Genomic DNA, 23455 nt, shown 5'->3' on the forward strand with positions numbered 1-23455 from the left:
GAGTATGGCGAAGTCGGGAGAGGCAATGCAGGACCTGCGTCTGATCGGTGTCCACGAGGACGGGCAGCACCTGCTGCTTGCCGACCCCGAGGGCAACCGCTACCGCGTGCCGCTCGACGAACCGCTCAGGGCGGCCATCCGCAAGGACCGGCCGCGCCTGGGGCAGCTGCAGATCGAGATCGAAGGTGGAATGCGACCCCGTGAGGTGCAGGCGCTGATCCGCGCCGGAGCGACGGCCGAGGAGGTCGCCGAGCGCGCCGGCTGGCCCGTCGAGAAGGTCCGCCGCTACGAGGGCCCGATCCTCGCCGAGCGCGAGCACGTCGCGGGCCTGGCCCGCTCGGTGCGCCTGCGCGGGCGTGGGGGCAGCCAGGGCTCGGCGCCCACGCTGGCCGCCCGCGTCAGCCAGCGCCTGTCCGGCCGCGGGGTGGACCCCGCCACGGCCGAGTGGGACTCGGCCCGCAACGAGGAGGGCGAGTGGACCGTCACCCTCGCCTTCGCCGCCGGCGGCCGCCAACGGCAGGCCCACTGGCACTTCGACGTCTCGGCGCGCACGGTCGTCGCCGCCGATGACGAGGCCCGCTGGCTGAGCGAGGACGACCAGCCCTCCACCGGCAGCCCCATCCCGGCCCCCCACCTCGTCGCCACCCCCGTGCGTGCGACCACGGTCTACGACGTGGAGGCCGAGGGAGGGGTCGCCGCGAGCGCCCGCCCCAAGGCGGCGTCGCCCGCCTCCGAGCGTCCCTCCCGCGAGGAGCCCCTCGACCTGATGACGGCCATGCGCGAGCGCGCCTCGGCCCGCGGGCGCCGCTCCGGCGGCCGTCGCAAGAGCGCCCCCGCGCAGACGCCGGTCGACGAGGCTCCCCGCAGCGACGCCCTCCCCCTCGAGGACATCGCCTACGACCCCGAGACCATGCCGCCTCCCCCGGCGGCCCGCGGCGCCCACCCCGCCGACGGACCCGAGGCCGCCGTCGGCGACGACGTGCTGCCCGCGGCCGAGCCGCACGAGCCTGACGTCGCGCACGGGGCCGAGGTCAGCGAACCCGAAGCAGAGGCTGAGCCCGAAGCTGAGCCTGAGGCGGAGCCGGAAGCCGAGGCCGAGGCGGTGCCGCACGCCGCGGCTGGCGTGGAGCCGGAGGCCGAGCCCGAGGCGGAGCCGACGTCGGCTCGCCCGACCCGCAAGAAGGGCCGGCCCAGCGTCCCGAGCTGGGACGACGTGGTCTTCGGTGCCCGACCGCGCGACTGAGCGGTATGTCGCGTGGTCACCACCCGGCATACCCGTGTGCGTTTATCGGGTGACCCGATAAACGGTCACTTCTCCCCCCGTGCCACTTGGGGGTAGGCGCACCTTTATCGGGTGACCCGATAAAGGTGCGGCGCCCGGTGAGGGGTCAGCAGGGTGGGACGGGGCAGAGGTCGAGGTCGAACGGCAGCGTGTCGGGCGAGGTCGCCGCGGCGCGGGCAGCGGCGGAGTTCATCCGGCGCATGAAGTGACGTCGGCAGAGCACCTCGTACTCGACCAGCCCGGCCTGACCCGGCTTGGTGTCTCCCACGACGACCTGCTCGCCCTCGACGACCATGACGCCGTCGACGACGCGGGCGTTGTGGGTGGCCCGACGGCCGCACCAGCACAGGGCCTCCACCTGGAGCACCTGCACCCGGTCGGCGAGCTCGATCATGCGGCGCGAGCCGGGGAAGAGCTGGGTGCGGAAGTCGGCGGTGATGCCGAAGGCGAAGACGTCGACGGCCATCTCGTCGACGATGCGGGCGAGCTGCTCGACCTGCTGCGGCGTGTAGAACTGCGCCTCGTCGCAGATGAGGTAGTCGACGGTGTGGCCCGTGGTGGCGAACTCGACGACCTCGTCCCAGAAGTCGAGCTCGTCGGTGACCTCACGGGCCGTGGTCGACAGGCCGAGGCGCGAGGAGAGCACCGACTCGCCCATGCGGTCCATCTTCGTGAAGATCAGCCCGGCACGGCCCCGCGCCTGGTGGTTGTGGTCCATCTGGAGGGCAAGGGTCGACTTGCCGCAGTCCATGGTCCCGGAGAAGAAGACGAGCTCAGCCACGAGGGGACAGCCTAGGCGCTGTCGCGAGCCGGGACGTGGAAGAGGGGCACGGCCGACTCCTCCTGTGTCAGCGAGCCGTGCAGGCCGAGCAGGGCGAGCAGCTGCGGCCGGGCACGGCGGGAGTCGACGATGGCGAAGTTCTGCCGCATCGCCACGATGATGTCGCCGACGCGCGGCAGGTTCTGCTCGCTCACGGGGCCGAACCAGCCCTCCTGCACGGCCTCCTGCTTGGTGCGGATCCAGGCGCGCTCGCCCACCCGCTCCTTCCAGGTCGCCAGCACGTCCGCCGCGGCGCCGTCCTCGCAGTAGAGCTGCAGCGCCCGCGCCTCGCCGCCGACGTGGCGCACGCCGGCGGCGAGCTCCGGGTCGTGGGCCAGGTCGATCCGCAGCGCGTGCGGGGCATCGACCATGCCGTGGTCTGCGGTGATGTAGACGGCGGTGTCGGAGGGGACCGAGCGCACCAGCCGGCTGAGCTCGGCGTCGATGGCCTCGAGCTCGTCGCCCCACTCGTAGGACTGGCAGCCGTGCACGTGCCCCACCTTGTCGAGCTCGCCCCAGTAGAGGTAGACGAGGGAGCGACGCTCGGCGCGCAGCGCTGCGAGTGCCGCGTCGACCCGGGCCGACAGTGCCCCGGCGGCGCGGAACCGGCCGCCGCGCAGGGCGGCCCGGGTCAGGCCCGAGCCGTCGAAGAAGCCGGGGCCGATCGAGGTGACGGCCACGCCGTCCGCGGTGGCCCGCTCGAACACCGTCGGCTGGCTCTGCCAGGTCGTGGGGTCGGGGCCGTCCTCCCACGACAGCTCGTTGAGCAGGCGGTCCTCCCCGGGCACGAGCACCTCGTAGCCGAGCAGCCCGTGCGCCCCGGGCGGCTGGCCGGTGCCGAAGGTGCCCATCGAGGTGGCCGTCGTGGAGGGGAACCCTGCGGTGATCCGGTATGCCGCCGGCAGCAGCGAGCGCAGGAACGGCGCGTGCCCGCCGCGCCGACGGACCAGCTCGTAGCCCAGGCCGTCGACGAGCACGACCACCGCGCGGCGGGCCGGTCGCATCGGCACCGACCCGACCTGGTCGAGGCCGGGCACCCCGAGGCTGGTGGCGACCCCGGGCAGCACCCCGGCAAGACCGGCGCCGTCGTACCGCGGCTCGAGCAGCCCCAGGTGCGGCACGAGCGCCCTAGCGCCCGATGCTGGCGGAGAGCTCGCGGGCGAAGCCGAGCGCCTGCTCGAGCGCCGTCTCCCCCTCGGCGTCGGCGCTGATGCGCAGCGAGATGTCGTCCGAGGAGATGGTGCCCTCGAAGCCGTGGTCGGCGTCGCAGCCGGGGTCCGAGCACGTCGCCGGCAGCAGGTCGACCCGGTTGACCGCGCCCCAGCCGAGGGTGAGCGTGATCTCGCGGCCGAGCGAGCCCGGGCGGTAGTCCTGCGGGCGGGGCACCACGTGGGTGAGCATCACGCCGCGCACCGCGCTCAGCGGGACGCTCTCTGTGGTGGCCGTCGCGACCTCCTCGTTGCCGGTGTGCTCGTCGGCGTGGTCGTCGGCGTGGGCGATCACGAGCCGCGTGGCCGTCAGGGCCAGCACGGTGATGTGCCGGCGGACGACGTCATGGTCGAACGTCGTCTCCTGGTGGACGAGGTGCGAGACGACCTCCTCGTGGCCGAGCGCTGCCTGCACCACGTCGGCGACCAGGGCCGGGTAGTAGCCCGCCCGCTGGATGGCGCGGGTCAGGTCGTCGGGCAGGGGCACAGCGTGCGCCACGGCGCGGTGAGGAGAGGTCGAACCCATGGGGCCATCTTGCCCTAGGTGAGGGAGCGCCGCCCCGGGTCCTTGCGCCGCGGGGGTGCGGCGACCGTCACCTCGGCGCCCAGCACGTCCACGCCCCCTGGGTGGGCGTTGACCGGGTTGAGCACGAGGGACGCCACCTCCGGGAGGTTGTCGGCGAGCACGGAGACCCGCGCGATGAGGTCGGCCAGGGCCGCGCGGTGCACCGGTGCCGCCCCCCGGTGACCGTGGAGCATGGGGGCCGCCTTGACGGAGGAGATCAGGTCCGACACATCGACGTCGGTCAGGGGCGGGATGCGGTGGCCGATGTCGCCGAGCAGCTCGGTCGGCGGCCCGGCCACGCTGAAGCTCACCACGGGCCCGAACAGCGGGTCCTCGTCGCTGCGCACCACACAGGGAACCCCGGGGGTGGCCATCTTCTGCACCACGAAGGTGTTGGCGGCCAACGGGGCCAGGCGGTCGTTGAGGCCGGCGAACGCCGCCCGCACCTCGGCCTCGGTGGCGAGGTCGACACGGATGCCACCCATGCCCGGCTGGTGCCGCAGCAGCGGCGCGACGGACTTGACCACCACGGGGTAGCCGAGCGCCTCGGCGGCCGCCACCGCCTCGTCGACGGTGCGCACCGGCACGCTCCCCCACAGCTCGATCCCGTAGGCGGCCAGCAGCTCGGTCACCTCCTCGAGGGTGAGCTTGCGCCCCTCGGGGTGGGTCTCGAGCGCCGACGTGACGACGCGCTCGGCCGCAGCGCGGTCGATGCCGGTGGGCAGCACCGGCACGCCGCGGTCTCGTCCCAGCCACTCGGCATACCGAGTGGCGGCGGCCAGCGCACGGACGGCGTCCTCGGGCATCGCGTAGGCGGGCACGACCTCGCGGCGCTCCTCGGGGTCGGACGCGCTGCCCGAAAGCCGGTCGGTGACCCCGCGCATGCCGAGGAAGGTTGCGAGACATGGCTTCTCGGACGTCAGGGCGGCCTCGCGCACCGCGGTGGCGACGTCCTCGTCGGAGGTGACCAGCGGTGGGATGAAGCAGGTGAGCACCGAGTCGACGCGGGGGTCGGCGAAGGCCTTCGCCAACGCCTCGGAGAACTGCTCCCCCTTGGCCTCCGACGGGAGGGAGACCGGCCCGTGCGCGACCTCCAGCCCCCAGCTGACGCACGCCTCGGCGGTGAGCGCACCGAGGGCGTCGGAGTTGCCGACGACCGCGACCCGGTTCCCCTGCGGGAGCGGCTGGTGCACGACGAGCTGGGCGACGTCGAACATCTGGTGCACGTTCTCGACGCGAATCACGCCGGCCTGGCGGAGCATGGCGTCGAAGGCCTCGGGGCGCACCCGGGTCTGCCGCGCGCGGTGGCCGGGCGGCACGCCGTAGCTCGAGACCCCGGACTTCACGACGATCACGGGCTTGGTCGCCGCCAGCCGTCGCGCGATGCGCGAGAACTTGCGGGGGTTGCCCATCGACTCGAGGTAGAGGCCGACCGCGTGGGTCTGCGGGTCGTCGATCCAGTACTGCATGAGGTCGTTGCCGGAGACGTCGACCCGGTTGCCGGCCGAGGCGAACACCGAGACGCCGAGGTTGCGGCGGGCCGCGGAGGCGAGCACGGCGATGCCGAGGGCGCCGCTCTGCGAGAAGAGGCCGAGGTGGCCCGGCGGCGGCAGCTGTGGGGCCAGGGAGGCGTTGAGGCGCACCTGCTGGTCGCTGTTGATCACCCCGAAGGAGTTGGGCCCGATGACCCGCATGCCGGCGCCCCGGGCCGTGTGCAGCAGCTGGTTCTGCAGCTCCTCGCCCTCCGGTCCCGCCTCGGCGAAACCCGCCGAGACGACGAGCAGCGTCTTCACCCCCGCCTCGGCGCAGTCCTCCACGACCTCGATCACCTGGCTCGCCGGCACCGCCACGACCGCGAGGTCGACGTGGTCGGGCACTTCGCTGACCCGGGCGTAGGCGGCGAGGCCGAGCACCTCCATGGCCTCGTTGTTGACGGCGTAGACGGCCCCGTTGAAGCGTGCCGCGATGATGTTGGCCAGGATCTGGTGGCCGATGGAGTCGGTGCGCCGGCTGGCCCCGATAACCGCGATGGTGTCGGGGTAGAGCACCGAGCGCATGCTGACGGCCTCGGCGCGGTGCTCGCGCGAGAGCCGCACGGCCTCGGAGCGCTCGGTCGGCTTGATCTCGAAGCGGATCGAGACGATGCCGTCCTCGAAATGGCGCTCGACCTCGTAGCCGGCGTCGCTGAACACCGACAGCATCTTGCGGTTCTGCGGCAGGACCTCGGCCACGAACTCCGTGATGCCGGCCTCCTGCGCGATGGTCGCGAGGTGCTCGAGCATCACCGAGCCGACCCCGCGGCCCTGGAACTGGTCGGAGATGTTGAACGCCACCTCGGCGCTGCCCTTCCCGACCCGGTCGTAGCGGCCGATGCCCACGATCTCGTCGCGGACCGTCGCGACCAGCGCCACCCGGTCGGTGTAGTCGACGTTGGTGAAGCGCTTGACGTCGCGGTCGCTCAGCTGCCGCAGCGGCGCGAAGAAGCGCATGTAGATCGACTCGTCGGACTGGCGCGCGTGGAAGCGCCGGATCCGGTCGGCGTCAGCCGGGGTGATGGGGCGGACGTGGGCCACGGAGCCGTCGCGGAGGACGACGTCCGCCTCCCACTGCACGGGGTAGCCAGGCGGCAGCGTGGCGGCGTCCGTCATGCGGCCAAGGATGTCATGCCGGGCAGCCGTGCCGGTGGCACCACGGCGTCCCCCGTATGCCGTGGGCGCACCGGCGACCTGTCGTGCCCGGGGACCTTGGCCTCTGCCCCCGCCCGCGGCTTGTGAACCAGCATGGGTCCGTGAGGACGTGGTGGTCGGCACCGGCAGCGACCGCGCTGCTGGTGCTCGCGGCATGCGGGGGGCAGGCTCCGAGCCCGGCACCGGCGGCACCGACCACCGCGTCCCCGTCGACCACGTCGGCAGGGGCCCCCAGGCCCACGGCATCGAGCCCCACGCGGCCCACAGGGTCCACCAGCGCCCCGTCGACCACCCGGACCACGGGTGCGCCCCGTCCCCCGCGGCCCCCACAGGCCCCGACCCCCAGCACCACGCCCCCGGCACCGCGGACCAGCGCGTCCACCGCGCTGCCCAGCGCCCTGCGCGGCCGGGTGGTCGCCGCGCTGCCCACCTCCCGGCGGGTCGTCGCGCTCACCTTCGACGGCGGCGCCGGCAGCCAGGGCGCCGCGTCGATCCTGGCGACCCTGCGCGCGCAGGGGGTGCCCGCGTCGTTCTTCGTCACCGGCGCCTTCGCGAGCGCCAACCCGGCGGTGGTGGGCCAGATGGCGGTCCTGGGGCCGGTCGGCAACCACACCTGGAGCCACCCGGACCTCACCGAGGCCACGGACGCCGCGGTCCGTCAGGAGCTTGCCACCACCCGGGCCGCCATCCTCCGCGCCGGCGCGCCGGACCCCCGCCCGTACTTCCGTTTCCCGTTCGGCGCGTGGGACGCCCATGCCCTGGCCCTCGTCAACGCCGACGGCTACGCCGCCGTCGGCTGGACCACCGACTCGCTCGGCTGGAAGGGGACCTCCGGCGGCATGACCGTCGACGGGGTCGTCGCCCGGGTGCTGGGCGGGATGTCGCCGGGGCAGGTGGTGCTCCTGCACGTCGGCGCCAACCCGGACGACGGGACGACGCTCGACGCGAGCGCCCTGCCCCGCATCATCGCCGGCTACCGCCAGGCGGGCTACGGCTTCACGACCCTGGCGGCGCTGCGGTGAGCAGTCGCTCGGGACGTGGGAGAGGAGAATGACGCCGTGGAGTTCAGCGAAGTGGTGCGGCGCCGACGGATGGTCCGGCGCTTCGACCCTGACCGGCCCATCGACCACAACACCGTGCGGAAGGTCCTGGCTGCCGCGCTGCGCGCGCCCAGCGCCGGCCACACCCAGGGGTGGGACTTCGTCGTCCTGGACACGCCCGAGGCGCGACAGCACTTCTGGGCCGCCACGGCCGACCGTGAACCGGACGCCTGGCTGCTCGGCGTCAGCGCGGCCCCCACCCTCATCGTCTGCTGCTCCAACCCCGAGGCCTACCTCGACCGCTACGCCGAGCCCGACAAGGGCTGGACCGACCGCGACCTCGCCCGGTGGCCGATCCCCTACTGGGACGTCGACACCGGCATGGCGGCCCTGCTCATGCTGCTCTCCGCCGTGGACCACGGGCTGGGCGCCCTGTTCTTCGGCGTGCCCGCCGGCACCCACGACGAGGTCCGGCGTGCCCTCGGCATACCCCGCTCCCACCGCATCGTGGGGGTGGTCGCCCTCGGCCACGAGGCCCGGCGGGTCACCAGCCCGAGCCTGAAGCGGGGCCGGCGGACGCTCGAGGACGCCGTGCACTGGGGCACCTACGGCGAGTCGGCTCCGGGGCTGCACCACGCGTAGGTGATGATGGGGTGTTCCACCCCCATCCCCGCCGCAGGAGACGCACCACGCATGGCCCGCCGCACAACCGCCCCCCAGGACGCCGGAGACAGCGCGGACTACGCCGAGAAGATCGTCGACATCGACGTCGAGGAGGAGATGCAGGGGGCGTTCCTGGAGTACGCCTACTCGGTCATCTACTCCCGCGCGCTGCCGGACGCCCGCGACGGCCTCAAGCCGGTGCAGCGGCGCATCCTCTACTCGATGGCCGAGATGGGCCTGCGGCCCGAGCGCGGCCACGTGAAGTCCTCCCGCGTCGTCGGCGACGTGATGGGCAAGTACCACCCGCACGGCGACTCGGCGATCTACGACGCCCTCGTGCGCATGGCGCAGCCGTTCACCATGCGGCTCCCGCTCGTCGACGGCCACGGCAACTTCGGCTCCCTCGACGACGGCCCCGCGGCCAGCCGCTACACCGAGGCCCGCCTGGCGCCGGCGGCCCTGCTCATGACGACCGGCCTCGACGAGGACACCGTCGACTTCATCCCCAACTACGACGACCAGCTGCTCCAGCCCGAGGTGCTGCCGGCCGCGTTCCCGAACCTGCTCGTCAACGGCGCCAGCGGCATCGCCGTGGGCATGGCCACCAACATGGCCCCGCACAACCTCGTCGAGGTCATCGGCGCCGCCCGCCACCTCATCGCCCACCCGAGCTGCTCGCTCGACGACCTCATGAAGTTCGTCCCGGGCCCGGACCTGCCCGCGGGCGGCAAGATCGTGGGCCTCGACGGCATCCGCGACGCCTACCTCACCGGCCGCGGCTCGTTCCGCACCCGGGCGACCACCCGGATCGAGAAGATCACGCCGCGCAAGATGGGCATCGTCGTCACCGAGCTGCCCTACCTCGTCGGCCCTGAGAAGGTCATCGAGAAGATCAAGGACAACGTCCAGTCCAAGAAGCTGCAGGGCATCTCGGACGTCAAGGACCTCACCGACCGCAAGCACGGCCTGCGCCTGGTCATCGAGGTCAAGAACGGCTTCAACCCCGAGGCGGTCCTCGAGCAGCTCTACAAGCTGACGCCGATGGAGGACAACTTCGCCATCAACAACGTCACCCTCGTCGACGGCCAGCCCCGCACCCTGGGCCTCAAGGAGCTGCTGCGCGTCTACGTCGACTTCCGCACCGACGTGGTGCGCCGGCGCAGCGAGTTCCGCCTCGGCAAGCGCAAGGACCGCCTGCACCTCGTCGAGGGCCTGCTCATCGCGATCCTCGACATCGACGAGGTCATCCAGGTCATCCGCACCTCCGACGACGCCGGCACCGCCAAGGCCCGCCTCATGGACGTCTTCGACCTCTCCGACCCGCAGGCCACCTACATCCTCGACCTGCAGCTGCGCCGCCTGACCAAGTTCTCGCGCATCGAGCTCGAGAACGAGAAGAGCGAGCTCGAGCGTCAGATCGAGGAGCTCGAGGCGCTCCTGGGCGACGAGAAGCTGCTCCTGAAGCTGGTCTCCACCGAGCTGGCCGACGTGGCCAAGGCCCACGGCACGCCGCGCCGCACCGTGCTGCTCGAGTCGGCCGGCAGCCCGGTCAGCGCCGCCACCCCGCTCGAGGTGGCCGACGACCCCTGCTGGGTGCTGCTGTCGTCCACCGGCCTGATGGCGCGCACGACCAGCGCCGACCCCATCCCCGCCGAGGGCGGGCGGAGCAAGCACGACGTCATCGTCGGCGCGGTTCGCACCACCGCTCGCGGCGAGGTCGGCCTGGTCACCTCCCGCGGCCGGATGGTGCGCCTGTCGGCGCTCGAGCTGCCGACGCTGCCGCCCACCAACGGCTCCCCCAGCCTCTCCGGCGGGGCGCCGCTGGCCGCCTACGTCGACCTGCCCGCCGGGGAGGAGCCGCTCACCATCGTCTCCCTCGACCCCGAGGCCGGCGGCGTCGCGCTGGGCACCGCGTCGGGGGTCGTCAAGCGGGTCACCGCCGACTACCCGGGCAGGACCGACTTCGACATCATCGGGCTCAGGGACGGCGACAGCGTCGTCGGCGCCGTCCAGCTGCGCACCGGCGAGGAGGACCTGGTCTTCATCACCACCGACGCCCAGCTGCTGCGCTTCCCCGCAGGCGCGGTCCGACCGCAGGGCCGTGGCGGTGGCGGCATCGCCGGCATCAAGGTCGCCGCCGGCCAGCAGGTCGCCTTCTTCGGCGCGGTCGACCCCGGCTCCGACGCCGTGGTCGTCACCTCCTCCGGCTCCTCGGGTGCCCTCCCGGGCACCGAGGCCGGCTCGCTCAAGGTGACCCCGTATGCCGAGTACCCGGCCAAGGGGCGCGCCACCGGTGGCGTGCGCTGCCACCGCTTCCTCAAGGGCGAGGACACCCTGGTGCTCGCCTGGGCCGGCGCCACGCCGGCGCGGGCCGCAGGCGCCAACGGCGTGGCCCTCGAGCTCCCCGCACCCACGGGCCGGCGCGACGGCTCCGGCACTCCGGCGTCGGCGGCCATCGCCCGGATCGCGGGTCCGGTCCCGGGTGCGGGCCAGCCCGCTGCGGCACCCGCGGCTGCGGACCCCGCGACCGAGGGGTGACCGGACCCCGCCCCGAGGTGTCCGCCGGCCACGGGTCGAGCGCCCCTGACGCCTGCTCGGTCGGCTTCGACCGGACCTCGCTGAGCGCCCACGGCACCGCGGCCAGGGCGGGGTTCTGGCTGGCGCTGGAGCAGGAGGGGCCGTGGGGCCGGGTGGCCGCCACCGAGTCGCACCTGCCCGCGGAGACCGGCCGCCGGCTCGACGAGGAGTGCGCCCGGCGGGGCGGCCGGCTGGCCCTCCTGCGGCGACCCGGTCGCCACCCGGACCCCCGCCACGGGGGCGGTCGCACGGCATACCTGGCGTTCTCCGGGCCCGCACCGTGGCTGCTGGTGGCCCACGGCGTGAGCCTGGACGACCTGCTGGCCGTCGACCTCGACGCGCTGGCGCGGGGCGACCGGGCTGGTGTCACGGCGAGCGTTCCCGGCGCCGAGCCCGCCGACCCGGTGCTGCTGGTGTGCACGAACGGACGCCGGGATGTCTGCTGCGCCGTCCGCGGCCGGCCGGTCGCGATCGAGGCCGCCGCGCTGGCGCCCCAGCGGGTCTGGGAGAGCTCGCACACCGGCGGCCACCGGTTCGCCCCCACCGGGGTGCTGCTGCCGCACGGCGTGGCCCTGGCCCGGCTCGACGGAGCGCGGTGCGCGCAGGTGCTGGACGCCGCCGACCGCGGGCACCTGCCGCCGTGGGTCCTCGGGCCGCGGCACGACCGTGGCCGCAGCGCCCTTCCCGCCGAGGCCCAGGCCGCCGAGTCGTTCGTGCGGGAGCTGCTCGGCGAGACCTCGCTGACGGCCCTGGCCACCGAGGTCGAGGAGACGTCCGAGGAGGGCGCGCGCGTCGTGGTGCGGCACGTCGACGGGCGGGTGTGGACGGTGCTGGCCCAGCGCTCAGCGGCAGGAGTCGACCTCGCCGAATCATGCGGTAAGCGGGCAATCCCGGCGCAGGAGTGGCTGCTCCGCCTGCTGTGACGTCCTGCGGTTACCAGAACGTTATCCAAACGCTTGCACAACGCCGTTGCGGCCCTGTGGTGAAAGCGTTTTTATTGGGGGCGGTCAACCTCAGTGCCGAGGCCAATCCCGCCTCGGCAGGACGCGAAATGGAGGCGGGCATGGCCCACCAGATGAACAAGGGTCGCCTCGCGGCCCTGGCCGGCATCGCAGCGGTGTCACTGACGGCCGCTGCCTGTGGCGGCGGGGACGACGGCGGCGGGGGCAGCACTGCTGGCGGCGGCACGACGCAGGACTGCGCGGCGTACAAGCAGTACGGCGACCTGAAGGGCAAGACGGTGACGGTGTACACCTCGATCGTGGCCCCCGAGGACGAGCCCCACCAGAACTCGTACAAGCCGTTCGAGCAGTGCACCGGGGCCACCATCAAGTACGAGGGCTCCAAGGAGTTCGAGGCACAGCTGCCGGTGCGCGTCCGCGGTGGCAACGCGCCGGACATCGCCTACGTGCCGCAGCCCGGTCTGCTGCGGACCCTCGTGGCCACGGGCAAGGTCAAGGAGGCCCCGGCCGAGGTCGCCACCAACGTCGACAAGTTCTTCGGCGAGGACTGGAAGGCCTACGGCACCGTCGACGGCAAGTTCTACGCCGCCCCGCTCGGCGCGAACGTCAAGTCGTTCGTGTGGTACTCCCCCAGCATGTTCTCGGACGCCGGCTACACGGTGCCGAAGACCTGGGACGAGATGATGCAGCTGACCTCCAAGATCGCCGCGGACAACCCCGACGCCAAGCCGTGGTGCGCCGGCATCGGCTCGGGCGACGCCACCGGCTGGCCGGCCACCGACTGGCTCGAGGACGTGCTGCTGCGCACGGCCGGCCCGGAGACCTACGACCAGTGGGTCAACCACGAGATCCCCTTCAACGACCCCAAGGTCGCCGAGGCACTCGACAAGGCCGGCGCCATCCTGAAGGACCCGAAGTACGTCAACGGCGGTCTCGGTGACGTCAAGACGATCGCCTCGACCACCTTCCAGGACGCCGGGCAGCCGATCCTCGACGGCTCCTGCTACATGCACCGCCAGGCCTCGTTCTACGCGGCCAACTGGCCCGAGGGCACCAAGGTCGCCGAGGACGGCGACGTCTGGGCCTTCTACCTCCCGGCGGTTGACGAGGCCAAGGGCAAGCCGGTCCTCGGTGGTGGCGAGTTCGTAGCGGCCTTCGCCGACCGGCCCGAGGTCAAGGCCTTCCAGGCCTACCTCTCGTCCGTCGAGTGGGCCAACGAGCGCTACAAGACCTGTGGCACCGGTGGCTGCGTCACGGCCAACAAGGAGGCCGACGCCAACCTGCTGAAGAACCCGGTGGACAAGCTGTCGGCCGAGATCCTGCAGGACCCGAAGGCCGAGTTCCGCTTCGACGGCTCCGACCTCATGCCGGGCGCCGTGGGTGCCGGCACCTTCTGGAAGGGCATGACCGACTGGATCGTCGGCAAGGACACCAAGTCCACGCTCGACTTCATCGAAGGCTCCTGGCCGAAGTCGTAACAGTCCGCAGTTCGCTGCTCGTGGGCGGGGGTGGGGTCACCGCCCCCGCCCACGAGCGCATCGTGAAGGAGGTGTGCCCGTGACGACGCCCGAGAAGTTCACCCAGATGTTCGTCGCCCTCGGCCTGTTCATCGTGGTCTTCGGCGGGATCCTGTTCATCGCCTCGCGCTTCGCCGGTCGTCGCGGCGAGCGCGTCCAGGCGGTGTCCTTCGTCGGTCCCGCCCTGCTGTTCCTGGCCGTGGGCCTGCTGTACCCGGCCATCCTCACCATCATCGCGTCGTTCCAGAACTCAGCGGGCACGGAGTCGGTGGGCCTGCGGAACTACATGGACATCTTCACCAAGCCCGAGCTGCTCATCGTCCTGCGCAACACCGCGGTGTGGGTGGTCCTCGTGCCGTTCCTGGCGACGGCGATCGGCCTCGCGTACGCGATCCTCATCGACCGGGCGCGGGTCGAGGCGTTCGCCAAGGCCCTGATCTTCCTGCCGATGGCGATCTCGATGGTGGCGGCGTCGATCATCTGGAAGTTCATGTACGAGTACCGGCCCACCCCCCGGCCGCAGATCGGCGTCTTCAACGCCATCCTCAAGGAGCTCGGGCTCGACACCTACCAGTTCCTGCTGGGCGACCCCTGGAACACCCTGTTCCTCATCGCGATCATGGTCTGGATCCAGGCCGGCTTCGCGATGACCGTGCTCTCGGCCGCGATCAAGTCGATCCCCGACGACATCATCGAGGCGGCCAAGCTCGACGGCGTCGAGGGCTTCAAGATGTTCCGCTGGGTCACCCTGCCGAGCATCCGGCCCGCGGTCATCGTCGTCCTCACCACGATCGGCATCGGCACGCTCAAGGTCTTCGACATCGTGCGCACCATGACCGGCGGCCAGTTCAACACCTCGGTCATCGCCAACGAGTTCTACAACCAGAGCTTCCGGTACGACCAGTCCGGCCTCGGCGCCGCCTTCGCGGTGATCCTGTTCGTCCTCGTCATCCCGATCGTCGCCTACAACGTCGTGCAGCTGCGGAAGGACATGTAAGTGAGCACCTCGACCCCGCAAGCCACCGCCACCGCCGAGGAGCTCGTCGCGCAGCCGCGGCCGAAGCGGCCGCGCCAGCGCAGCGCGGCCGGCAACGCCGCCCGGGCGGTCACCTCGCCCTGGGCCTCCCTCGTCGCGATCATCATCGCTGCGCTGTGGACCGTTCCCACGCTGGGCCTGTTCATCACCTCCTTCCGGCGCCAGATCGACATCCAGCGATCGGGCTGGTGGACCGTCTTCACCGACCCCGGTGAGCTGACGACCGCCAACTACCAGGAGGCGCTGACCGGGGGCACGACCGGACTCGGGCAGTACTTCGTCAACACCCTCGTCATCACCATCCCGGCCGTGCTGCTCCCGCTGCTCCTCGCGTCACTGGCGGCCTACGCCTTCGCGTGGATGGACTTCCCCCTGCGCAACACGCTGTTCGTCATGGTCTTCGCCCTCCAGATCGTCCCGCTGCAGGTGGCCCTCATCCCGCTGCTCGACATCTACGTCAACACCCTCGACCTGGCCAACACCTACTGGAGCGTCTGGCTCTCGCACACGATCTTCGCGCTGCCCCTGGCCACCTTCCTCATCCACAACTTCATGAAGGAGATCCCCAAGGAGCTGCTCGAGGCGGCGCGGGTCGACGGTGCGGGCCACGTTCGGGTGTTCTTCCAGCTGCTGCTGCCGCTGCTCACCCCGGCACTCGCCGCGTTCGGCATCTTCCAGTTCCTCTGGGTGTGGAACGACCTGCTCGTGTCACTGGTGTTCCTCGGCGGTACTCCCGACGTGGCGCCGCTGACCGTGCGGGTGGCCGAGCTGTCCGGTACCCGCGGCAACGCGTGGTTCCTGCTCTCGGCCGGTGCCTTCATCTCGATGGTCGTGCCGGTGGTCGTGTTCCTCGCGCTCCAGCGGTACTTCGTCCGAGGTCTGCTCGCCGGCGGCCTCAAGGGCTGACGCCATGGCACAGGGATGCCGCAAGGAGGTGCCCTCATGAGCACCATCACCGATGTGGCGCGGGCGGCCGGGGTCTCGGTGGCCACGGTCTCCCGCGCCCTGCGGGGGCTCGACCGCGTCAACCCGGAGACGCGGGCGCGCGTGCGACGGGTCGCGGCGGAGCTGGAGTACGTCGCCTCCCCAACGGCGGCGAGCCTCGCCTCGGGACGCACCCGCGTCGTGGGCGTGGTGGCGCCCTTCCTGACCCGGTGGTTCTTCTCGACCCTCATCAGCGGCATCGAGAAGACGCTGCGCTCCTACGGCCACCACGTCCTGCTGTTCGACCTCGAGGACGAGTCGTTCGACCGCCGGATGCGACTGACCCAGAGCATGCTGTGGAAGCGGGTCGACGGCGTCATCGTGCTCAACATCCCCATGGACGAGCAGGAGCAGGCCCTGATCGACCGCCTCGACCTGCCGGTCGTGACGGTGGGCAACGTGGTCGGCACGTGGCCGTGCGTGCGGATCGACGACCGGGCCGCCATGACGCTCGCCACCGAGCACGTGCTCGACCTCGGGCACACCGAGGTCGCCTACGTGGGGGCGGTGCCCACCCAGAGCGCCCACCTCCAGACCCCACAGGACCGCCGGATGGCGTTCCTCGACACCCTGGCGGCCCGGGGCCTGTCCTGCCCCGACGCGTGGGTGATCGAGTCGGACTGGACGGCGACGGGGGCCCGGCGCGACGCCCATGACCTGCTCACCGGCGAGCGCCGCCCGACGGCGGTGGTCGCCGCGTCGGACGAGATGGCCTTCGGCGTGATGGCGCTGGCCCGACGGCTCGGGCTCGAGGTCCCCCGGGACCTCAGCGTGGTGGGCATCGACGACCACGAGCTGGCCGACGTGCTCGACCTCACGACGGTGCGCCAGGACGTCGACGCCCTCGGCCGGCGCGCGGGCAGGATCCTCATCCACCGGCTGCTCGACGACGGCAGCCCCCTGCCCCCCGACACGCTCTTCCCCGTGGAGCTCGTCGTGCGCGCCTCGACCGCTCCCCCGCGTTCGTCCGACTAGAGCGCAAGTCGGAGCGCCACGCCTTCCCCCGCGGCGAGCCGAAGGGTGCCCAGGCTCACCTCTGCCGGCTCGGACAGCTCCCCGGGCGATCGGCCCGGGGCCGTCCTCAGGAGCAGTCGTGCGCTGCCCTGCAGGTTGGGGGGAAGCACCGCGGTGAGCGGCTCAGCCGCGAAGTTCACGACGACCAGGACGCGCTCGCCGTCGACCTCTCGCACCCAGGCCAGCAGCTGTGCACCCGCGTCGACCGTGCGCTGCCGTCCCTCGCGCAGGGCCGCTGACCCCTCCCGCAGTCGGGCGATCCGCCGGGTGAGGTGAAGCGTCGACGCCGGGTCGTCCTCCTGCGCGGCCACGCACAGGTCCTCTGCCCGTTCCACCAGGGGCAGCCACGGTGTGCCGGTGGTGAACCCCGCTCCGGCCCCGCTCTCGGAGGGTCGCTCCCAAGGGATCGGCGCGCGCTCCGGGTCGCGACCGTCGAGGTCGACCACCCGGTCCGCGGGGATCTCTGCGTCCGGCAGGCCCAGCTCCTGGCCCTGGTACACGAAGGGCGTACCCCGCAGGGCGTACACCATGAGCAGGACCGCCCGGGCCCTGGCCGCCCCCAGGCCGTCGTCGTCGACACGGGAGGCGATCCGCGGCAGGTCGTGGTTCTCCAGGAACCAGCAGGGCCAGAGGTCGGGCACCTCACCCGTCTGTGCCTCGAACCTGTCGATGAACTCGCGGTAGCGGCCTGCGTCCCAGGGAAGCTCGACGAACTCGAAGTTGTGCGCGAGGTGCATGCCGGTGCCGGTGAGGAAGGTGACGAACCGTGGCAGGTCCCTCGCCCACAGCTCGCCCACGAGCATCCGGTCGGGGTACTCGTCGACCACCTGGCGCAGCCGGGCCAACCTGTCGTGGATCGTCTCCCAGTCCTCGTGGTGCGGGACCGCTGCAGCCGGGGTGTCCCGCAGCTGTGGGTCCTTGGCCACCTTGATGATGGCGTCGAGGCGCAGCCCGTCGACCCCGCGGTCGAGCCAGAAGCGCACGGTCTGGTGCATCGCCGCCTCGACCTCAGGGTTGTCCCAGTTGAGGTCGGGCTGCTGCGGGGCGAACGAGTGCAGGTAGTACTGGCCGGTGACCTCGTCCAGCGTCCATGCCGGGCCGACGGCGCGGAACGCGGACGCCCAGTTGTTCGGCGGCCCTCCGTCGGGGCGAGGATCGGCCCACACGTACCAGTCACGCCTGGGGTTCGTCCGGCTGGAGCGGGACTCCCTGAACCAGGGGTGCTCCTCCGACGTGTGGTTGGCCACCCAGTCGAGCACCACGCGCAGCCCCCGGGCGTGGGCGTCGCTGACCAGCCGGTCGAAGTCGGCCAGGGAGCCGAACACCGGGTCGATGTCGCAGTAGTCGCTCACGTCGTAGCCGAAGTCCGCCATGGGCGAAGGGAACACCGGCGAGAGCCAGAGAGCCTCGGCCCCCAAGCTCGCGATGTGGTCCAGGCGGCGTCGCAGGCCCTCGAGGTCGCCCACGCCGTCGCCGTCGGAGTCGGCGAAGGAGCGGGGGTAGACCTGGTAGACCGCCCCGCGGCGCCACCACGGCAGGTCGACGCCGGCCACCTAGTTGACGCCGCCCTCTCGCTCGCTGATGTCCTCCGGGTGGCGCATGTAGGTCTTCTTGGCGAAGAAGGCGCGGTTGGCCATCCAGGTCAGCGCCCAGAGAACCACCCCGATGGCGAGCAGCACTGCGGCGATCTTGTACTGGATCGTGTCGCGGCCGGTCCACGGGGTGACGAAGAACGCGCAGGCCAGCGCCCCGACGACGGGGAGCGCGGTGGGCGCCACGAAGTGCGGGCGGTCCTTGACGTCCTTGCGCAGCACGAGGACCGAGATGTTGACGATGGCGAAGACCCCGAGCAGCAGCAGCGCCGTGGTGCCGCCGAGGGCGGTGACGGCATCGTCGGCGAGGTTGGTCACCACCACGATCAGCCCCAGGGCGATGGCGGTGGTGAACAGGATGGCCGTCCAGGGGGTCTGGCGCGTCGAGTGCACCCACCCCAGCACCGGCGGGAGGACGTCCTGACGAGCCATGCCGTAGAGCAGGCGGCTGGCCATCAGCATGTTGATCAGCGCGGAGTTGGCGACGGCGAACATCGAGATGAAGGGCAGGAGGGTGTCGATCGGCACCGCGGGGGCCGCGACCTCCACGACCTTGGTGAGCGGGGTGTCGCTCTGCCCCAGCTCGCCGACCGGCACCACCGCCACCGCGAAGAGCGCGACGAGGATGTAGACCACGCCGGTGAGGCCGATCCCGGTGATCATCATCTTGGGGAAGTTCTTGACCGGGTCGTGGGTCTCCTCGGCCATGTTGACGGAGTCCTCGAACCCGACCATCGCGAAGAACGCCAGCGAGGTCGCGGCGGTGACGGCCAGGAACACGCTCTTGTCCCCGGGACTCTCGAAGACCATCGTGCGCGAGAAGTCGGTCTTGCCGGCGAAGAGCGCGTAGAAGCCGACCATGATGACCAGCAGCAGACCGGAGAGCTCGACGCAGGTCAGCACGATGTTGGCCTTGACGCTCTCCCCCACCCCCCGGAAGTTGACCGCGGCCACCAGCGTCATGAAGCCGAGGGCGATCGCGGTCACCATCGTGGTGTTGCCGTCGTCGAGGCCGAAACCCTTGGCGAGGTTGGAGGCGAACGCCTTGGAGGCCGTCGAAGCGCTGGTGATGCCCGAGCACATGACCGTGAAGGCCACCATGAAGGTGAGGAAGTGCACGCCGAAGGCCTTGTGCGTGTAGAGCGCGGCCCCGGCGGCCTGGGGGTACTTCGTCACGAGCTCGAGGTAGGAGAAAGCCGTGACCATCGCGATGGCGAAGGCCAGCAGGAAGGGCGCCCAGGCCGCACCACCGACCTCTTGGGCAACCGTGCCGGTGAGGGCGTAGACGCCTGTGCCGAGGATGTCGCCGACGATGAAGAGCAGGAGAAGCTTCGGGCCCATCACCCGGCGCAGCTGGGTCTGTTCCTCGCCTGTCTCGACGGATGCTGGAGAGCTCATGGGGACTCCTCGGGGGCGCGGTGGTCCGGCGGTCGGCACCACAGTGGCGCACAACCCCCGGGACGGCAACGGCTGGGACCACAGCGCAAGGGCCGGTATGCCGCGTGGTCGCCCACGCGGCATACCGGCCCTGCGCGGTGGCGGGACCCAGGCAGGGGTCAGGCGTCGATGCGCTCGCGGTCGAGCTCGGCCGCGGACTCGATGATGAAGTCCTTGCGGGGGCCGACGTCGTTGCCCATGAGCAGGTCGAACATCCGCTCGGCGATCTCGGCGTCCTTGAGGGTCACGCGGCGCAGGGTGCGGTGGCGCGGGTCCATGGTCGTCTCGGCGAGCTGGTCGGCGTCCATCTCGCCGAGGCCCTTGTAGCGCTGCAGGGGCTGCTTGATGTTCTTGCCGCGCTTGTTGAGGGAGGCGACCGTCTTGCGCATCTCGCCCTCGGAGTAGGTGTAGATGAGCTCGTTCTTCTTCGCGCCCGGGTTCACCACCTCGATGCGGTGCAGCGGCGGGACGGCGGCGTAGACCCGGCCCGCCTCGACCAGCGGGCGCATGTAGCGGAAGAACAGCGTCAGCAGCAGCGTGCGGATGTGGGCGCCGTCGACGTCGGCGTCGGTCATGATGATGACCTTGCCGTAGCGGGCGGCGTCGAGGTCGAACGAGCGGCCCGAGCCGGCCCCGATGACCTGGATGATCGCGGCACACTCGGCGTTCTTGAGCATGTCGGTGACCGAGGCCTTCTGGACGTTGAGGATCTTGCCGCGGATCGGCAGCAGCGCCTGGTGGTCGCTGGAGCGGGCCAGCTTGGCGGTGCCGAGGGCGCTGTCCCCCTCGACGATGAACAGCTCGGACTTCTCGACGTCGGTGCTGCGGCAGTCGGCCAGCTTCGCCGGCAGCGACGAGCTCTCGAGGGCGTTCTTGCGGCGCTGGGTCTCCTTGTGCAGCCGCGCGCTGATGCGCGACTTCATCTCCGCGACGACCTTCTCGAGCAGCAGGGCCGCCTGAGCCTTCTCGCCGCGCTTGGTCGAGGTGAGCAGCGCGGTGAGCTCCTTCTCGACGACCTTCGCGACGATGGCGCGCACGGCGTTGGTGCCGAGCACCTCCTTGGTCTGGCCCTCGAACTGCGGCTCGGCCAGGCGCACGGTCACGACCGCGGTGAGGCCGGCCAGCACGTCGTCCTTCTCGGGCTTGTCGCCGCCGACCTTGAGACGGCGCGAGTTGACCTCGAGCTGCTTGCGGAAGACCTTGAGCAGGGCCTGCTCGAAGCCGGCGACGTGGGTGCCGCCCTTGGGGGTGGCGATGATGTTGACGAAAGAGCTGAGCTTGGCGTCGTAGCCCGTGCCCCAGCGCACCGCGATGTCGACGCCGCACTCGCGCTCGACCTCGGTCGGGGTCATGTGCCCCTTGCCGTCGAGCACCGGGACGGTCTCGGTGAAGGTGCCGCTGCCCTGCAGCCGCCAGACGTCGGTGACCGGCGGGTCGGTGGCGAGGAACTCGGCGAACTCGCTGATGCCGCCGTCGTGGACGAAGGTCTCCTCATGGGCGCCGTCCTCGCCCGAGGTGCCGGGAAGGCCGCGCTCGTCGCGAATGACCAGGGTGAGCCCCGGGACCAGGAAGGAGGTCTGCCGGGCGCGCCCGATGAGCTGGTCGTAGTCGAAGCGGGCGTCCTTGAGGAAGATCTGGTGGTCGGCCCAGTAGCGCACCCGGGTGCCGGTGACCCCGCGCTTGGCCTTGCCCACCACGGCGAGCTCGCTGGAGCGCTCGTAGGGCGTGAACTCGTGGTCGGGGGCCTTCTCCCCCGTCGCCACGTCGGGGAAGTAGCCCGGCTCGCCCCGGCGGAAGCTCATCGCGTAGGTCTTGCCGCCGCGGTCGACCTCGACGTCGAGGCGGGCGGACAGCGCGTTGACGACGGAGGCGCCGACGCCGTGCAGCCCACCGGAGGCGGTGTAGGAGCCGCCGCCGAACTTGCCACCGGCGTGCAGCTTGGTGAAGACGACCTCGACACCGGTCAGGCCGGTGCGAGGCTCGATGTCGACGGGGATGCCGCGGCCGTTGTCGCGGACCTCGACCGAGCCGTCCTTGTAGAGGATGACCTCGATGCGGTCGCACTCTCCGGCCAGCGCCTCGTCGACCGCGTTGTCGATGATCTCCCACAGGCAGTGCATGAGGCCGCGGCTGTCGGTAGAGCCGATGTACATGCCGGGGCGCTTGCGCACGGCCTCGAGGCCCTCGAGGACCTGCAGGTGGTGGGCGCTGTAGTCGGACGAGGACTTGCTCGTCGCGGCCTTCTTCGCGGTGGTGGCGGTGGCGGTGGCCACGGTGGTCCCTTCTGCTCACGAACTGCGGCGGCCCGCGCGCAGGCGCCGGCCGGTGAGGGCAGGCTATCCCGGCGGCCGAGGTGGTCCGCGCAGGCACGCGGCCGCCTGTGCGGGGAAGGGGCCTTTGTGCCCACCGAACCGGGGCGGTGGTCTGCACCGAACACCTCATGAAGTCGAGACCATGGTCTCGGGCAGCGGCGTAGGCCACTCGCCCGGCGGCTTCATCGCCTGTTCGGGCAGGCCCCTTGGCCCGAACAGCGCGACATGACGCAGACCACATCGCGGGCCAATGCGAGGTGGGAAGGATTGTCCATGCTTGACTGTTACATCCAGCGCCGGGACGGCAGCGGGCTCGACCTCGGGCTCAACCCCAACGCGGCGACGGACGTCAAGGCAACAGACGTCAACGGAAGTACAACCGGTCCGCACCGAGCACATCGCGGACCCACTGACGAGAGAAGGCTGACGTGACCACTGCACTGGCACCCTCCCTGACCGCGGCTGACCGCTGCGACCGCTGCGGCGCCCAGGCCTACGTGCGCGCCCGCCTCTACACCGGTGGCGAGCTCCTCTTCTGCGCCCACCACGGCCGCGAGCACCTGCCGAAGCTGCGCGACGTCGCAGAGATCCACGACGAGTCCGACCGGCTCAACGAGACCCCGGAGTCCGCTCCGGTCGACGAGCGCTGACGCTCACCGGTGGCTGACACCGGTCTGACGCCCCCACACCGCTCACCAGCACGCGCCCACCGCCCGTGACGGAGATCTGGGTCCCTGCGGTCCTGATCCTCATCGGGCTGGTGGGCATCGTCGTGCCCGTGCTGCCCGGACTGCTCCTCGTCCTCGGCGCGGTGCTGCTGTGGGCGTGGGAGGTCTCGACCCCCCTGGGTTGGTGGGTGTTCGGCATCTCCGCCGCCCTGTATGCCGGTGGGGTGGCCCTGCAGTACCTCGTCCCCGGCCGCCGGATGCGGCAGGCCGGGGTGCGCACGTCGACCCTCGCCCTGGCCGTGGCGCTGGGTGTCGTGGGGTTCTTCGTGGTGCCGGTGGTGGGGGCAGCGGTCGGCTTCGTCCTCGGGATCTACCTGGTCGAGCACGGTCGCTCGCGGGACGCCCGGGCCGCGTGGAACGCGACGAAGACCGCCCTCAAGGCGGTCTTCCTCAGTGTCGGCATCGAGCTGCTGGCCGGCCTGGCGATCACCACGACGTGGGTGGCGGGAGTTCTCGCCAGCCGGTAGGGACGAGCCCGAGCGAGTCGGTGGTGGGGATCGCTAGTAGCGGTCTCCGCGGCGGCGGTCCCAGCGGTGCTCGAGCCGCTGCATGAACGACTCGTGCCCACGACTGCCCCGGCCGCCCTGGCTGCCGCTGCGGGGTCCACGAGCAGCCCGCATGCTTCCGCCCTTGCCCTTCGCGCGGCCCTCGGCCCTCCGGACGCTGCCGTCGGGCTGCACCGCCCCGAGCTCCATCTTGGCTCGCCGCGGCGGGGTCAGGGCGAAGACGACCGCGAGCACCATGACGGCGAACCCGGCGGCACCGACCCACATCGTCGTGCTGACGCCGACGAACACGAGCGCGAGACCTGCGAGGACCCCGACTCCACCGATGATCATGCGACGGCGGGCAGCGGCCCGCGCCCCGGCGCCCTGCATCTGCGAGGCGAACTTGGGGTCCTCGGCATACAGCGCCTGCTCCATCTGCTCAAGCAGCTGCTGTTCGTGCTCTGACAGCGGCACGGTGACCTCCCGGTGTTGCCTGCGATGCCATCGTCTCTAACGCACGAGCGGGCCGAATCGTCCCCTGCG

Annotated in this window: 19 protein-coding genes; 11 read left to right on the plus strand and 8 right to left on the minus strand. The window is 71.6% G+C overall.

Annotated elements, in window-relative coordinates; translation table 11 throughout:
- Positions 1 to 4: 4 nt before the first annotated feature.
- Positions 5 to 1243, plus strand: coding sequence for a septation protein SepH (gene sepH / locus P2F65_RS01235; RefSeq protein ID WP_275803353.1), 1239 nt, complete (start codon positions 5 to 7; stop codon positions 1241 to 1243).
- Between the two features lie 145 nt (positions 1244 to 1388).
- On the opposite strand, the gene P2F65_RS01240 is transcribed toward sepH, so the two are convergent.
- From P2F65_RS01240 to P2F65_RS01255, 4 genes are read right to left on the minus strand one after another with little or no spacing between them, the layout of a single operon-like run.
- The gene (locus P2F65_RS01240; protein ID WP_275803355.1) at positions 1389 to 2063 is read right to left on the minus strand and encodes a thymidine kinase; all 675 of its coding nucleotides are present in this window, start codon (positions 2061 to 2063) and stop codon (positions 1389 to 1391) included.
- 11 nt (positions 2064 to 2074) lie between these two features.
- A complete protein-coding gene (locus tag P2F65_RS01245; protein WP_275803357.1) occupies positions 2075 to 3223 on the minus strand; it encodes a nucleotide pyrophosphatase/phosphodiesterase family protein in 1149 nt (382 codons plus the stop codon).
- A 7-nt stretch (positions 3224 to 3230) separates the two neighbouring features.
- Positions 3231 to 3836 (minus strand): DUF5998 family protein, encoded by a 606-nt coding sequence (locus P2F65_RS01250; protein ID WP_275803359.1) that lies wholly within the window; start codon positions 3834 to 3836, stop codon positions 3231 to 3233.
- Between the two features lie 14 nt (positions 3837 to 3850).
- Positions 3851 to 6523, minus strand: a complete 2673-nt coding sequence (locus tag P2F65_RS01255) for a bifunctional GNAT family N-acetyltransferase/acetate--CoA ligase family protein (RefSeq protein ID WP_275803361.1) — start codon at positions 6521 to 6523, stop codon at positions 3851 to 3853.
- A 140-nt stretch (positions 6524 to 6663) separates the two neighbouring features.
- Between P2F65_RS01255 and P2F65_RS01260 the strand changes: the two genes are divergently transcribed.
- The 8 genes from P2F65_RS01260 to P2F65_RS01295 all read left to right on the plus strand — a co-directional run bounded on the left by P2F65_RS01260 (position 6664) and on the right by P2F65_RS01295 (position 16316).
- A complete protein-coding gene (locus tag P2F65_RS01260) occupies positions 6664 to 7584 on the plus strand; it encodes a polysaccharide deacetylase family protein (RefSeq protein WP_275803363.1) in 921 nt (306 codons plus the stop codon).
- A 36-nt stretch (positions 7585 to 7620) separates the two neighbouring features.
- Positions 7621 to 8244, plus strand: coding sequence for a nitroreductase family protein (locus P2F65_RS01265; protein ID WP_275803365.1), 624 nt, complete (start codon positions 7621 to 7623; stop codon positions 8242 to 8244).
- Between the two features lie 51 nt (positions 8245 to 8295).
- Entirely contained in the window at positions 8296 to 10803 is a 2508-nt protein-coding gene (locus tag P2F65_RS01270) for a DNA topoisomerase IV subunit A (protein ID WP_275803367.1), read from the plus strand.
- A complete protein-coding gene (locus tag P2F65_RS01275; protein ID WP_275803369.1) occupies positions 10800 to 11765 on the plus strand; it encodes a sucrase ferredoxin in 966 nt (321 codons plus the stop codon). The genes P2F65_RS01270 and P2F65_RS01275 overlap by 4 nt, the downstream gene beginning before the upstream one ends.
- 140 nt (positions 11766 to 11905) lie before the next feature.
- Positions 11906 to 13282, plus strand: coding sequence for an ABC transporter substrate-binding protein (locus P2F65_RS01280; RefSeq protein ID WP_275803370.1), 1377 nt, complete (start codon positions 11906 to 11908; stop codon positions 13280 to 13282).
- A 79-nt stretch (positions 13283 to 13361) separates the two neighbouring features.
- Positions 13362 to 14318: a sugar ABC transporter permease gene (locus P2F65_RS01285; protein ID WP_275803372.1), complete on the plus strand. Its 957-nt coding sequence runs from the start codon at positions 13362 to 13364 to the stop codon at positions 14316 to 14318.
- Positions 14319 to 15263, plus strand: a complete 945-nt coding sequence (locus P2F65_RS01290) for a carbohydrate ABC transporter permease (protein WP_275803374.1) — start codon at positions 14319 to 14321, stop codon at positions 15261 to 15263.
- Positions 15264 to 15299: 36 nt separating this feature from the next.
- Positions 15300 to 16316, plus strand: coding sequence for a LacI family DNA-binding transcriptional regulator (locus P2F65_RS01295; RefSeq protein ID WP_275803376.1), 1017 nt, complete (start codon positions 15300 to 15302; stop codon positions 16314 to 16316).
- On the opposite strand, the gene P2F65_RS01300 is transcribed toward P2F65_RS01295, so the two are convergent.
- The 3 genes from P2F65_RS01300 to P2F65_RS01310 form a co-directional block, all read right to left on the minus strand.
- Positions 16313 to 17908, minus strand: coding sequence for an alpha-amylase family glycosyl hydrolase (locus P2F65_RS01300; protein ID WP_275803378.1), 1596 nt, complete (start codon positions 17906 to 17908; stop codon positions 16313 to 16315). The genes P2F65_RS01295 and P2F65_RS01300 overlap by 4 nt on opposite strands.
- The gene (locus P2F65_RS01305; protein WP_275803380.1) at positions 17909 to 19345 is read right to left on the minus strand and encodes an APC family permease; all 1437 of its coding nucleotides are present in this window, start codon (positions 19343 to 19345) and stop codon (positions 17909 to 17911) included.
- A gap of 158 nt (positions 19346 to 19503) precedes the next feature.
- Positions 19504 to 21657: a DNA topoisomerase IV subunit B gene (locus tag P2F65_RS01310; RefSeq protein ID WP_275803382.1), complete on the minus strand. Its 2154-nt coding sequence runs from the start codon at positions 21655 to 21657 to the stop codon at positions 19504 to 19506.
- A 467-nt stretch (positions 21658 to 22124) separates the two neighbouring features.
- Here P2F65_RS01310 and P2F65_RS01315 point away from each other — a divergent pair, with 467 nt between their 5' ends.
- Both P2F65_RS01315 and P2F65_RS01320 read left to right on the plus strand, forming a co-directional pair.
- On the plus strand, positions 22125 to 22346 hold the full coding sequence (locus P2F65_RS01315) for a hypothetical protein (protein WP_275803384.1): 222 nt from the start codon (positions 22125 to 22127) through the stop codon (positions 22344 to 22346).
- A 65-nt stretch (positions 22347 to 22411) separates the two neighbouring features.
- Positions 22412 to 22891: a DUF456 domain-containing protein gene (locus tag P2F65_RS01320; RefSeq protein ID WP_275803386.1), complete on the plus strand. Its 480-nt coding sequence runs from the start codon at positions 22412 to 22414 to the stop codon at positions 22889 to 22891.
- Between the two features lie 33 nt (positions 22892 to 22924).
- Here P2F65_RS01320 and P2F65_RS01325 read toward each other — a convergent pair whose 3' ends face one another.
- The gene (locus tag P2F65_RS01325) at positions 22925 to 23386 is read right to left on the minus strand and encodes a DUF3040 domain-containing protein (protein ID WP_275803388.1); all 462 of its coding nucleotides are present in this window, start codon (positions 23384 to 23386) and stop codon (positions 22925 to 22927) included.
- Positions 23387 to 23455: the final 69 nt, after the last annotated feature.

It is taken from the genome of Knoellia sp. p5-6-4 (assembly GCF_029222705.1).
Lineage (GTDB): Bacteria > Actinomycetota > Actinomycetes > Actinomycetales > Dermatophilaceae > Pedococcus_A.

Bases quoted from the DNA above. Each gene is read 5' to 3' on its own strand.
- P2F65_RS01255 (WP_275803361.1), bottom strand. From the start codon at position 6,523: ATGACGGACGCCGCCACGCTGCCGCCTGGCTACCCCGTGCAGTGGGAG.
- sepH (WP_275803353.1), top strand. From the start codon at position 5: ATGGCGAAGTCGGGAGAGGCAATGCAGGACCTGCGTCTGATCGGTGTC.
- P2F65_RS01270 (WP_275803367.1), top strand. From the start codon at position 8,296: ATGGCCCGCCGCACAACCGCCCCCCAGGACGCCGGAGACAGCGCGGAC.
- P2F65_RS01305 (WP_275803380.1), bottom strand. From the start codon at position 19,345: ATGAGCTCTCCAGCATCCGTCGAGACAGGCGAGGAACAGACCCAGCTG.
- P2F65_RS01295 (WP_275803376.1), top strand. From the start codon at position 15,300: ATGAGCACCATCACCGATGTGGCGCGGGCGGCCGGGGTCTCGGTGGCC.
- P2F65_RS01280 (WP_275803370.1), top strand. From the start codon at position 11,906: ATGGCCCACCAGATGAACAAGGGTCGCCTCGCGGCCCTGGCCGGCATC.
- P2F65_RS01250 (WP_275803359.1), bottom strand. From the start codon at position 3,836: ATGGGTTCGACCTCTCCTCACCGCGCCGTGGCGCACGCTGTGCCCCTG.